Origin of the sequence: Rheinheimera sp. MM224, from assembly GCF_947090785.1 — a bacterium.
Classification (GTDB): domain Bacteria; phylum Pseudomonadota; class Gammaproteobacteria; order Enterobacterales; family Alteromonadaceae; genus Pararheinheimera.
On sequence record NZ_OX352320.1, the window covers coordinates 377653 to 390312 of the forward strand.

Consider the following 12660-nt stretch of genomic DNA (forward strand, 5'->3'; position numbering starts at 1 on the left):
AGCCACAGCCTTAATGCTGTGGTTTTGACAACTCATCTATATAGCTTCAACTTTTAGCGCTGCGGCGTCAATTAAAGAGATGTAGTCCTCTTTTTCAAACACTCTTAAGTCGACCCATAACAGGATGTCTTCTTTGATTTCTGAGTTGTCTTTATGGTCAAAGCTTGTTTCCACTGTAAAACTGACAGCTCCTTTATGACCGGCCTTGATAAATTGTTGCTGCATTTGCTTTAAGGTTTCGGCACCCGCCTGATCAACAGCAAACTCATAAGTCATTACTTCCAGATCCGGACTAAAAAAGCCTACAGAGCGTTTTTCTTGCGCTTTGCTGAGTTGTTTTAAGCTTAAGGCCGCTTCTGTTTTGCTATTTTGCTGCTCAGGCTGAAAGCTGAGTTGTAGTCTGGTGGAATTTGGCTTCAGACTGTAACTATTACCTACGCTGACTTTAACCAGCATCTGCTCTGGATCAAGCTGCACGATACTCTGCCCATCGTACTGGCTGAGTTTGGCCATGGTGGCAAAGGGAATAGAGGCGCAACCGGATAAACTAAGCAAAAAACACAGAACTACAATGACAGGCATTCAATCTCTCCCTGAACCTGAATCTTTACTCAACCTTGTCACTCTAACCTAAATAATAAGTACATTTCACGCTGATTTTTTAACACCACAACGGCAACTTTGAGCTGGCATATCATAAGCAGATAACCTGAACCCTATCCCCTCAAACTGCCAGAATTTAGCTTGCGTATCTGGCTGAATAATTTGTTGGATCAGTAACATAGCTTGCATAGAGCCTATGATCCCAAGCAAAGGTGCCAACACTCCTAAGCTGCTGCAATTGCCGGATTGGTCTGTTAAATCCGGGAATAAACAGTTGTAGCAGGGGCTTTGGTTATGCGCAAAAGGCCAGAGCATCAGTTGGCCTTGTTGGGCTATGGCCGCAGCACTCAGCAGGCTGATTTGATGGTGCTGACAGAGCTGATTGATCAGCTTTCGGCTTTTGAAATTATCTGTGCAATCCAGCACCCAGTCGGTGTTTTCCAGCAAAGCTTCGGCATTGGCGGCACTAAAATGCTGTTCAATAGTGGCGATCTGCACATGAGGATTCAGCTGTCTAAGTTGGCGCGCTGCTATTTTCGCTTTGTTAAAACCTCTGTCGTTGTCGCGGAATAATAGTTGCCGTTGCAGGTTGGATAATTCCACTTTATCGCCATCAACCAAAGTCAGCTGGCCTATACCGGACGACACCAGATACTGGCTGGCGGCATTGCCTAGACCGCCACAACCTATCAGCAACACTTTAGTTTGTTTTAGTTTCAACTGAGCTGCTTCGCCAAAATCCGGCAACATCAGTTGGCGGCTATAACGGATAAATTCTAAATCACTGAGCATGGCTTTTGCTCCAGTTGGGCCTCGCTGATTAACTGTTGCATCTGTTGCACCCAAAGTGTGGGATCTGCAGCATTCGCAAACGCCTGCACCACAGCTAAGTGTTTGATACCGATCGCCAACACAGCTTTGGCATTGTTTTCGTTAATGCCACCAATAGCCACCAACGGAATAGCAGGGAATAACGAGCTGTAACGACAAAGCTTCTGTAAACCTTGCAACTTACCGCCCATATCCTTGGTTTGAGTGGCAAATACTGCGCCTATCGCCAGATAACTGGGCTGAAGTTGTTGTGCTCTTAGCAGCTTATAAAAACCATGGCTGGACACACCCAACCTTAATCCGGCTTGTTGTAAAGCTGCCAGATTAACGCTGTTAATATCTTCCTGGCCTAAATGCACACCATAAGCGCCGAGCTCCAGCGCTAATTGCCAATGATCATTAATAAAAAGCTGAATATCAGGGTGCTGACAAAGTTGAAGTGCCTGTTGGATTTGTTGGCGTAGCAGTTGCTGATCTGTGCTTTTTATTCGCAGTTGCAGGGTTTTTACTCCTGCAGCTAAAGCTCTTTTTAGTTCTGCTACTGAAGGCACTATCACATACAAACCCAAAGGCGCTTTTAAGGCTACAAAGGCTTGTGTTAGTGGCTGCAGATTGTCTGTCAGCAGCTCTGGTAAATACTCCTGCTTAGTGGGAAACCCCCAATGGCTCAAAGTACCCGAATACTCTGTGATCACAACTGGCTGGCTTAAACCTTGATTGATATAGCTTTTTGCCACTACAAATGCATCCTCCAGTGCGTAACCTAAAGCCAAAGCTGCAGCTAAAGCACTGCTCAGACTACAGCCTGTGCCGTGATTAAAATGGTGTTGTTGGCGGGGGCTGCTCAGACGAATGTGGTTGGCATAAGCCGGATAACCGCGGTAGCGAAAATCAGTGCTAATAAAAAGCTGGTCCGTGCAGCTTTGTGTATCAACGTCATGACCGCCTTTAACCAGTACCGCTTTTACCCCGGCTTTGAACAGCAGCTGCACTGCCAGCTCAGTATCCGAGCTTTGAGTAAGAGCTTCCAACTCCGGCAGATTGGGGGTTAACAGATCAATGTGTGGCAATAAATGCTGGACCACCGCCTGATATAAATCGGGTTCAGCCATTTTTGAGCCTGAACTGCTGATAGCAACAGGGTCATAAATCACCAGTAAGTCAGGTTGCTGATGTCTGAGTTGCCGGACTAAATCAGTCAGCCAAAGCACCTGTAGCTTATTCACCAGCAATCCAATTTTAATAACCGCAGGTTGTGCATCTTTTAATAAAGCCATCGCCTGCTGGTGCAGCATAGCTACTGACACCGCCATACAGGCATCTACACCAGAACTATGCTGGGCGGTAATAGCTGTGATTAAAGTACATAAAAACACAGGTTGTTCTGGCGCAGAAAAACTCTGAATAGTTTTTAAGTCGGCCTGAATACCAGCGCCTGCGCTATTGTCTGAACCTGCAATACTCCAGAGGATTGTTGATTTTGTCATGGCGCCTCCTGCAACCAAAACGGCATACCAAGCACAGGTGTAGAAGGACTGGCGAAGTCCTGTTTCGGCATAGCACCGGCTAAAAATGCTGAGCGACCTGCGGATACAGCCTGCGAAAAAGCCTTAGCCATCAATAGAGGGTCTTTGGCCAAAGCCACGGCAGAATTCAGTAATACGCCATCAAAGCCCATTTCCATTACCTGACAGGCGTGACTGGGCAAACCTAAACCTGCATCCACTATTAAAGTTGCGTCTGGTAAACGTTCCCTTAAAGTCCGCAGTGCATAAGGGTTGAGCACTCCTAAACCCGAACCTATAGGCGCTGCCCAGGGCATCAGCACATTGCAGCCGAGTTCATACAACCTTTTGCAAAGCACCAAATCGTCAGTGCAATAAGGTAATACCTCAAAACCATCCGCCAGTAGTTGCTCGGCCGCTTGCAGCAATAAAATCGGGTCGGGCTGCAGGTTGTAGTCATCGCCTATCAGCTCCAGTTTTATCCAATTAGTCTGGAAAATCTCCCGCGACATCTGCGCCAAGGTCACAGCTTGCTGCACTGAAAAACAGCCCGCTGTATTGGGCAAGAGCCTGAGTTTTAAGTCGCGGATCAGTTGCCAGAACTGCTCGCCGCCTTGCTGTTCAGGCGCTTGCCGACGCAGGCTTAAAGTCACTGCTTCGCAGCCACTTTGTTGTAATGCCTGCTGCATCATCGTCGGGTTTGGATAGAGGGCGCTGCCTAAAATCAGCCTGCTGTTAAGGGTTTCGCCGTAAATGTTAAATTCGGATTGCATGCTTAACCTCCGGCTATAGGGCTAACAATATCCAACTGATCACCGGCTTTAAGCGCAATATCTGGATACTGAACTGCGGCAATAAAACGGCCATTTAAGGCCACTGCAAAAGGGGCTTTAAAGCGCGGCAATAGATCGTTTAATTGATAGGAGTTTAAGATTTCGGTTTTGCCATTAAGCCAGATGCTTAGCTCTGTTTTCATATGCTCAGCCATAACACAGCTCCTTAGCTTCGCTGAACTGCAGCAAAGCCAGCTGGGTCACTTGTTCAGCCAAGGCCGGACCTAATAAATAACCGTGACGGTATAAACCATTGACCCTAATCAGGCTGTGCTGATGGGAAATAGCAGGTCTGTTATCTGGCAAAGCGGGGCGGGCCGAAGCCTGTACAGTTAAAATTTCCGCATCAGCAAAAGCAGGGTCTACTGAATACAAAGCCGAAAGCAGTTCCAGCGTCGAACGCACCGAAGGGCCGGATTGATCGGCCGATTCCAGCTCTGTAGCGCCTACCACAAAAATACCCTCGCCTTTAGGTGCTATATAAAGCGCATAACGGGGATGGAACAACCGCACAGGGCGACTAAGTTTTACTGCTGGTGCTTTAACTCTCAGTACTTCTCCCCGCACTGGTCGCAATAGTGGCAATTCAGTGGACGCTCCTAAACCACGGCAATCAATCACCAAATCTGCGGGTTCTAACTTGCCATTACACCAGAGGTGATTGCCTCTAAATTCAACGGCTGAATGAGCTTCCAGCGACACACCTCTTTGCTGCAATAGCAATAGAGAATGCTGTAAAAAAGCCTGATTATCTAACTGCCCTTCGCCTGGCAAATAACAGCAATGCTGAAAACGAGCCGCTAACGAAGGCTCAAGTTCTGTCAGTTCAGTTTTAGTCAGCCATTTGGGCTGATAATGTGGCTGGGCTTTGATTTGGCTGACCAAATGCAATAACAGGTGTTGTTGCTGTGGGTGGGCCAGCAGCAAAGCTCCTTGGTGTTGCAGGCTAAAATCCGGCAGTTGCTGTTGTAGCTGTCGCCACAGCTGCATACTGCGATACCCCAGCTCAACTAAATCCTGCTCTAAAAGCACAGATTCCGCCAAAGGCGATAACATAGCGGCAGCAGAAAAAGCAGCACTGGATTGATACAGCTCTTGGGAAGGGCTAAAACTCCCCTTTTCCAGCAGGCGAATACGGGCTGGCTTTGGCCAAAGTCCAGGTTCGGACAAAGCCAAAGCGCATAAACGTCCCATTAAACCGCCACCGAGGATCAGCAGCGTTTGGCTCATAGCTGCGGTTCCTCCTGTGGTGTATCAGAGAGTGTTTTATCCGAGCCGTGATAAAGCTCTGCGCCAGACTCCCGGAACTGCTGCGCTTTTTTCTGCATTTCTGTGTGGAGAGTATTTTGTTGTAATTCAGGGTCTATCTGCTGAACTTCAATACTGGCCACATAGTCGCGCACATCCTGACTGATTTTCATCGAACAAAACTTAGGGCCACACATAGAACAAAAGTGCGCCACTTTGCCGGATTCTTGTGGCAAGGTTTGATCGTGATATGAGCGGGCCCGTTCAGGGTCTAAACTTAAATTAAACTGATCCTGCCAGCGGAACTCAAAACGGGCTTTGGATAAAGCATCATCCCGAATTTGTGCTCCCGGATGGCCTTTAGCTAAATCGGCGGCGTGGGCGGCAATTTTGTAGGCAATCATGCCTTCTTTGACATCGTTTTTATCAGGTAAACCCAAATGCTCCTTTGGCGTGACATAACAAAGCATAGCGCAGCCATACCAGCCAATCTGAGCTGCACCAATAGCTGACGTCAGATGATCGTAACCCGGCGCTATATCAGTGGTTAGAGGGCCTAAAGTATAAAAAGGCGCTTCAGCGCAGTATTCCAGCTGCAACTGCATATTTTCACGAATAAGCTGCATAGGCACATGGCCAGGGCCTTCCACCATCACCTGCACATCTTTAGCCCAGGCGCGGTGTGTCAGTTCACCTAAGGTTTTCAGCTCGGCAAACTGAGCTTCGTCATTGGCATCGGCAATAGAACCGGGGCGCAAACCATCACCCAAACTAAAGCTGATATCGTAAGCGCGCATAATGTCGCAGATATCGTCAAAGTGTTGATATAAAAAGTTTTCCTTATGATGCGCCAGACACCATTTGGCCATAATAGAACCGCCACGGGATACTATGCCGGTCAGACGTTTGGCTGTCATAGGCACATAAGCTAAGCGCACTCCGGCATGAATAGTAAAATAATCCACCCCTTGTTCGGCCTGCTCAATTAAGGTGTCGCGGAATAATTCCCAGCTTAAGTCTTCGGCTATACCTCCCACTTTTTCCAGCGCCTGATACAAAGGCACGGTACCAATAGGCACAGGGCTGTTGCGAATAATCCATTCTCGGGTTTGATGAATATAACGGCCAGTGGATAAATCCATCACAGTATCAGCGCCCCAACGGGTGGCCCACAGCAGCTTTTCCACTTCTTCTTCAATGGACGAACTAACTGCTGAATTGCCGATATTGGCGTTTACCTTTACCAGAAAGTTACGGCCAATAATCATAGGTTCAATTTCAGGGTGATTGATATTGGCGGGCAAAATGGCGCGGCCTGCCGCTATTTCCTGCCGGACAAATTCAGCGGTAATTTGTGTGGGTAAGTTGGCACCAAAACTTTGGCCCGGATGCTGAGTTCTGGCTTCAGTGGCAGCAGCCAGATTAGCGCGACTTAAGTTTTCCCGAATAGCCACGTATTCCATTTCTGGCGTAATAATGCCACGACGGGCATAGGCCAACTGAGTGACTGCCACACCAGCTTTGGCTATGCGTCTTTCTGTTAAAGCTTCAAATCTTAAGCTTTGCAGGCTTTCATCCAGCCACTGCTCTTTGCTGTAGACAGAACCAAAGTCGGTGACCAGTTCAGTGTCGCCACGCTCTTTGATCCACTCGGTACGCAGAGCGGGTAAACCTTTGCGGATATTGATCTGAGCATCAGGGCAGGAATAAGGACCTGAGGTGTCGTAGACCCGAATCGGGGTATTAGGCGCAAATAAAGGCTTGTCTTTAGTACCGCCAATTAAACTCGGCTGTAGTTCAATTTCACGCATACCCACTTTCACGCCGGGTAAGTCGCCTTCGATATACACCTTGCGGCTGGCGGGATAAGGCTGGCCCTGAAACTGCTGAATAAATTGTTCGGCGGCAGCGCGGGTAGCGCGACGGTTTTGATTTTCTGACATATAAACTCCGATGAAATAATTAAATAGTTAATTTTCAACAGAGCTTGGGAAAAGCGTGGACAGCCATCAACAGATGAGCCGAATGAGTGCGCCAACAGGCAGACGGATCACCGCCGCTGTATGCGCTCTTGTTTCCCTCCGCAGGTATTATCCTGTTCAGGTTCCACGGATTCCGCCCAAGGGCGGTCTCAGCTGACAAACAAGGTTTGTGCAGCACTCCGACAAGCTAAGTGTCGCCAGCATAAACAGCTTTTTTTCAGGCGGCAAGGGGAAATTGGTTGGTGCGTTGTTTCGGACTTGTGTTTTCTACGGGCTAATTTGTGGTGATCACCGGCTTAAAGTTTCCCTAAAAACTGATAAAAAATTGTAGGGGGCGGGTTTATCCCGACATGCAGAAGCCCGTGGTTGTAGTTGCCGATATTTGATGTATTTACGAACACTCCGACTTGCATTTTTAGATTGCATAAAATACTTGAAGAAGAAAAGCAGGAGCAGTATTTTAACCCTCATACAAGTGAGGCAAGGTATAGCTGAAGTGTCTGGTGAGGCTACGATATTTTACTTCTCATCTGTTGGATATAATCGACAATCTTCTTTTTGACTGGCTTCAGTGCCCATTATCAATTGGGTTACGAGTCGCCATTTTAAGCTGCATTCTTAAAACTGATGGAAATAATTATGAAAAATAACGGGACAATTTTTGTATTTTGCGCAGCTTTATTTTTGGTCGCTTGCGCTGTAAATTCGCCAGTGGTCATTCCGAAAATACAGGCATCAGCTCAAGCTGGAGAACTCAGGAAAGAAAGTGTACTAGTTTATCTTGATAAAGACTTTTTAAATGAACAGCATGAAAGTAAGCAGTTATTAACCGTCTTTCAATATGACCTAGGTGAATATTTCAAAAGTGCAGTTCATGACTCTTTGAAGTCATATTTTGCTGATATTTCTCAGTCCGAATCAAAATTGTCTGCAGATAACTTTGACTTGGTTATCCAACCACAGTTAATTCAATTTGAGGCGCCTGTGCCGCCTCTGGTTACAATGAGCACCAAAACAAAACTTACTTTAAAATATAATGTTATCCCTAAAGCTCCTCTTCAACCTTTTGAATTAAACGCAACAGGTACATATGAATTAAAAACAAAACAGGATGAACTTACCTATAATAGCCTTGAAGGAAAAGACATTTATCACTACGACGTTTCCACTGGTCTTGGGCTGCATATTCCAGCCTATTCCTACGAAGCAGGAAAAGATGCATATATGGCTATTGTTCACGCGCTGGACGATTTGAACAAGCAACTGGCTGAAGCACTGAAAAATATCAAATTAAACAGTAAGGCTTGAAAACACGCAGCACCGCGTTTCTTACTTCAATTGTGCTTGAGGTAAGCAACTAAATCTGTTTCATGCTATCGAATTCCTTACTCCAAAAAACACTTGTAGCGCTTGGTGTTTTGTAGGTCAGGGGGAGGTATGGATGCTGCTCGGTTTGTGGTTGCCATGTTAAATTAGCGTTTCACGCTGCGTTATAGCAAGCTTCATGTCTGTTGCTTTTATTATGTAAGTATTTCGGCTTCAGCCTTGGAGGCTCCACCTGACTCTAGCGAAAATCGTCAATCTTTGCTGCCTGAATGCTGGTGATAAAGACAAATTTTCTATGTAAGATCAAGCTCAGATCTTATGCGACTTAATCGAAAGCTCAAAACCACAAGCATGGGCATATTTCACCAGCGTAGACCAGCTGGGGTTGGAGTTACCTTTTTCTAAGCGGCTGATATTGCTCTTTTGTGTCTGCATCCTTTGTGCAACCTGTTCTTGTGTAAGCCCAGCTTCAGTGCGCATGGAGAGGAGTTGATCGATAAAGTTAAATTCAGCCTCCAACTGTTCGTATTCAGCCTTCACTTCCGGATTGTTTAAAGCATGTTGTTTTAGTGTTTGCAGACTCATCAATCTTGAACCTCTTTTTTCGTTTGCCAGCAGGCGTTAACTTTATTGTCTATCAGCAGGGCTTCTGTGGTTTGAAGTAAATCTAAACTGCTTGCCGGACATCTGGCCCTGAGGGATCCCCACGAATTTAAGCATGTAAATCATCTCCATAGGAAGCGGTGATTTGCCTGAATTCATGGATCCCGTTTAGCCAGTCCCTTCGCCTTATATGGTCCAGCTTTCGAGCTATCATTCTCAGGGCTAAGTAGGCATAACTCAGCACAGCCCTGTGTCGAGTCGTGTTTGCTTGAAACTGTCGGTGAAGCCCAGCATTCGCTCCTGATAATCCTATAAATATCAGCAAGGTATGCGCTAGTGTACCTATCAGAACTAATACTGCTAACCGGTTGGGACACTTGCAGCCTTGCCATTCGAGGCTTAATCCATAACGAGCTGATTTGGTGTCGCGGAAGTTCTCTTCTAGTTGCATACGTGACCGGTAGGCAGAGATAACTTGTTGTATAGATTTAGCATTATCGACACTCAGGTTCGTGGCCAGTAACCATGGCTCCCTTGCGCTGCGTGACTCATCCAGGCTGCAACTGGCACGGCTTTTCTCGCCAAGCGTCGTGAGTTTACTCCGGCCTTTTATCGTCTTTTTATGCAGGATTAATTGAGCCGGATATTCGCTCTGAAGTGTGAGTCTGGCGTCAGCAAAAGCCTTGGTTTGTTTTCTGGCTTTTTTAAATAACTCCTGACAACTTAGCCAGCCACAGTCAGTGATGTGGCACATTGACTTCCCGCGAATTCGTCCTACAAAGTCCCAACCTTGTTGCTGTATCAATTGAAACCAGGGCACTTTAAAGCCTGAATCGGTGACAATAATGGGTTTACAGTGCGCAGGAAGCATGTCTTTTAATTGCTTAAGAAAGCGTTGGTTCTCCTCCGGTTTTTCCTTCTTATTCAACGGATACACATGCTCGTACAGCGCTAACGCGCGACCTTTAAAAGCCAGTGAAGCTCTGAGCAGGTAATTCCCACGGCAGCCATCTAAATCAGACCAGTCGACGTGAATAACGGGACGAGGCAAATGACTGATGAGCAGACGGGTCAGTGCAGCATAAGCCAACGGCCGTTCAATCTGCATCCATGGGTTGGACAGCAAGCGGTCAGCTCGTTTTATACGATGTTTTTCCTTGGTCTCACCAGCGATGCCACGTCCGATACCGGTGACGGTAAGTGTTTGTTTTTCTATGCAACTTTGTACTGCAGCACGTAAAGATTCTCTGCGGGTTTTATGAGAAATAGGAGTGACGTTCTGGATAAAACTGGCTAAGATGCGGCTTACATTCATGGTGTTTTGGTCCTCTAATTTGTTTGGCGATAGATCAGATCACCAAACACCATGAATGTTTCTTCTTAGTTCATCTTTTTGTTTTCAATCGATATTTCGTGGGGATACCTCAGCATCTGGCCCTTATCACCCCTGATGGCGATCAGGTCGCCGGCTTTGACTTTGTCACTTTCAGTGACTAAAGCACCCTCGTGAGTCAGGTGAAAACAGCGCACTCAGAATTTCCATTTTAGGTCATTTACTTATGGATTGGTCTGTGATTAGGCCGCTATGATAGGTGCTTGGTATATCCTTTGATTTTTTAGGCTATATCCATACTTTGTTATTAATCAGTGGCTAATGAAAGCCTTTTCGCGGCCAGAAGCAGAACAAGTTGTTCGCTTGTGTGGTGCGAACCCGTGGTTATAGAAGGAATATGCTTTGAAAGAAATTGATTATACAAAATATAGCTTAGAGGAATTACTTGATTGTCAGCGGGAAATTGACAGAGCAGCTCATCCTGAGCGAGCCAGAGAAATTGACTTATTGGTTAGAGACCGAGCTAAACATAAAGCTGTGCAAAAAGTCTCGATGGCCGATGATCAGGGAAATATAGCCGCTATAAAAACTGGCAGAATGCCATCTCTGGGCCAAGGGTTGGGTGAGATTATTGGCGGTACCATCTTCGGCCTGATGTGGATCAGTGCCACCAGCAAAGAAGACAGCCCGGAATACTGGAGTCTGATTGGCTACTTCGTCATAGTGTCTTCGATCATTGGCGGCGTTTATCATATTTATAACGCTTTAGCGAAAAATAGATTTTCAACACTCGACATCGTATCTCCTGATAAAGAACCTGATCCCTTTAATCAACTGATGGGTTTTGATCATCAGGAAAAACCGGGTAGCGCCCGTTTTTGTGTAAGTTGTGGTTCGTCAATTCATGGGGAGTACAAGTTTTGCCCAAAATGTGGGAAAGAAATTTAGCCGGATTTAGAATGTTGCAGCAAAAGCCTCATTGAAATCTTTGAAGGCGAGTTAGTTTGATTTTTTAGAATCGGGTTAACTGGCAGAACAGGGCGGTAAGGCTCAGGATTCAACAGATTATGAATAGATTTTTAACTTGGATATCCGTTTTTCTTTTAAACGCCTGCGTAGTTATGCCTGAAGAGTATTTTCATCCTCAAGCGGTTGGGGCTGAAGTGGAGAAAGAATCATGTCGGGGCAGGGTTGGCGCCGATAATCAGCTTGTTTACACATTTGATAATGCGAGAGTGGAGCTACATGTATGGGAGCACAAGGATAAAACTAATCTCAGTATTGCTTTCAAAGTCGTTGAATCAGCAACTGTTATTTGGCCTGAGCAGCTGCTGGAGCTCTATGTTGATGATCTAAAAACAAGCTTTAGTGTGAAAAGCTTTAATCGGCTGAGAACTGAAAACGGCGACTTGATAACAAAAAACTATACGGCTGGAACTCTGATGGACAACACGTCTCAGCCAGAGTACGAAACATATCATGAGAGTTTCACTGTTCAGGAATCAATGTCATCTGTGGTTAAGATTGAGCAAATCAAGGTGATTGTTAATGGCAAAGTGCATGTACTAAAAGATATTGTTTTTACCAAAAAGAAAGAGATCTTTCTGCATCCACTGAATTGCTAAAGCGGAAAAAAGTGGGCAACTCTTGCTCTGTACTTTACCTCATGGACAGAGCATCTTAAGCGAATCGCGGACGCTGACAACTGAGCGTCCATAGGCACCACATCAAACCTACAAAGCTTTATAGCTAACGCTTTCCTCTAAACCACAGCTATGACTACTGGTGTTTTTAAAAGTGACAGGCAGGGTTTGGCCACAGGGTAGTTTGTTATAGCCAGGCGGCAGGTTCGGCCCACATTGCTGCACATCAAAATGTAAATGATGGCTGGAAGTCTGGCCCGTATCACCACTAATGGCGATCAGGTCACCGGCTTTGACTTTGTCACCTTCGTTCACCAAAACCCCATTGTGGGTCAGATGAAAATAGCGCGCTATGCTGCCGTCACTATGGCGAATAAAAACATAGTTTTCTTCTAAATCTTTACCATTGCCATCTTGAAAAGTTTCGCGGACAGCCACCACTTCACCCGATCTTGATGCCACTATTTTAGTGCCTATTGGCATATCAAAGTCGATCGCATAAAGGCCAACACCCTGGTTCGACGCGCGGTAATGGCCAGTCGAAACTACAACAGGGAAGGCTTCTCCTACCTGATAGGGTAATAGATAATCAGAGCTTTGTTGGTCGGGATAGACAGCGCAATCTACTTCAGGCTTGGCACAAGCTATGGAGGATGTTAGAAGTAATACATTGATTATAAGTAGTTTTTTCATCAATTTTTATCCAAAGTAAAATAGCTTAGTCGTAGTATCAAGCCTGAAGGTTTAAATGGA

At 46.0% G+C, this 12660-nt stretch carries 13 protein-coding genes and 1 riboswitch; of the genes, 3 read left to right on the forward strand and 10 right to left on the reverse strand.

Going from position 1 to position 12660, the window contains the following annotated elements; translation table 11 throughout:
* Window positions 1–36: 36 nt before the first annotated feature.
* The 7 genes from OM978_RS01835 to thiC all read right to left on the reverse strand — a co-directional run bounded on the left by OM978_RS01835 (window position 37) and on the right by thiC (window position 6963).
* On the reverse strand, window positions 37–582 hold the full coding sequence (locus tag OM978_RS01835) for a hypothetical protein (RefSeq protein ID WP_264345059.1): 546 nt from the start codon (window positions 580–582) through the stop codon (window positions 37–39).
* A gap of 66 nt (window positions 583–648) precedes the next feature.
* Window positions 649–1395, reverse strand: coding sequence for a HesA/MoeB/ThiF family protein (locus tag OM978_RS01840; protein ID WP_264345061.1), 747 nt, complete (start codon window positions 1393–1395; stop codon window positions 649–651).
* Window positions 1380–2921, reverse strand: a complete 1542-nt coding sequence (thiE, locus tag OM978_RS01845; protein ID WP_264345063.1) for a thiamine phosphate synthase — start codon at window positions 2919–2921, stop codon at window positions 1380–1382. Before thiE ends, OM978_RS01840 begins: the two co-directional genes overlap by 16 nt.
* The gene (locus tag OM978_RS01850) at window positions 2918–3712 is read right to left on the reverse strand and encodes a thiazole synthase (RefSeq protein ID WP_264345065.1); all 795 of its coding nucleotides are present in this window, start codon (window positions 3710–3712) and stop codon (window positions 2918–2920) included. Before OM978_RS01850 ends, thiE begins: the two co-directional genes overlap by 4 nt.
* A gap of 2 nt (window positions 3713–3714) precedes the next feature.
* A complete protein-coding gene (gene thiS, locus OM978_RS01855) occupies window positions 3715–3927 on the reverse strand; it encodes a sulfur carrier protein ThiS (RefSeq protein ID WP_264345068.1) in 213 nt (70 codons plus the stop codon).
* Window positions 3920–5002: an FAD-dependent oxidoreductase gene (locus OM978_RS01860; protein ID WP_264345070.1), complete on the reverse strand. Its 1083-nt coding sequence runs from the start codon at window positions 5000–5002 to the stop codon at window positions 3920–3922. The genes thiS and OM978_RS01860 overlap by 8 nt, the downstream gene beginning before the upstream one ends.
* Window positions 4999–6963, reverse strand: coding sequence for a phosphomethylpyrimidine synthase ThiC (gene thiC / locus OM978_RS01865; protein ID WP_264345072.1), 1965 nt, complete (start codon window positions 6961–6963; stop codon window positions 4999–5001). Before thiC ends, OM978_RS01860 begins: the two co-directional genes overlap by 4 nt.
* 115 nt (window positions 6964–7078) lie before the next feature.
* A riboswitch (TPP riboswitch) is annotated at window positions 7079–7194 on the reverse strand.
* Window positions 7195–7641: 447 nt separating this feature from the next.
* Here thiC and OM978_RS01870 point away from each other — a divergent pair.
* Complete coding sequence (locus OM978_RS01870; RefSeq protein ID WP_264345074.1) at window positions 7642–8310, forward strand: hypothetical protein; 669 nt, start codon at window positions 7642–7644, stop codon at window positions 8308–8310.
* Between the two features lie 327 nt (window positions 8311–8637).
* On the opposite strand, the gene OM978_RS01875 is transcribed toward OM978_RS01870, so the two are convergent.
* Both OM978_RS01875 and OM978_RS01880 read right to left on the reverse strand, forming a co-directional pair.
* Complete coding sequence (locus OM978_RS01875; protein ID WP_264345076.1) at window positions 8638–8913, reverse strand: helix-turn-helix domain-containing protein; 276 nt, start codon at window positions 8911–8913, stop codon at window positions 8638–8640.
* Between the two features lie 127 nt (window positions 8914–9040).
* On the reverse strand, window positions 9041–10246 hold the full coding sequence (locus OM978_RS01880; protein ID WP_264345078.1) for an IS4 family transposase: 1206 nt from the start codon (window positions 10244–10246) through the stop codon (window positions 9041–9043).
* Window positions 10247–10666: 420 nt separating this feature from the next.
* Between OM978_RS01880 and OM978_RS01885 the strand changes: the two genes are divergently transcribed.
* On the forward strand, window positions 10667–11212 hold the full coding sequence (locus OM978_RS01885; protein ID WP_264345080.1) for a zinc ribbon domain-containing protein: 546 nt from the start codon (window positions 10667–10669) through the stop codon (window positions 11210–11212).
* A 119-nt stretch (window positions 11213–11331) separates the two neighbouring features.
* Window positions 11332–11889 carry a hypothetical protein gene (locus OM978_RS01890; RefSeq protein ID WP_264345082.1) on the forward strand — a complete coding sequence of 186 codons (558 nt, stop codon included), beginning with the start codon at window positions 11332–11334 and terminating at the stop codon, window positions 11887–11889.
* Between the two features lie 108 nt (window positions 11890–11997).
* Here the strand turns inward: OM978_RS01890 and OM978_RS01895 are convergent, their stop codons facing one another.
* A complete protein-coding gene (locus OM978_RS01895; protein ID WP_264345084.1) occupies window positions 11998–12600 on the reverse strand; it encodes a M23 family metallopeptidase in 603 nt (200 codons plus the stop codon).
* Window positions 12601–12660 lie beyond the last annotated feature (60 nt).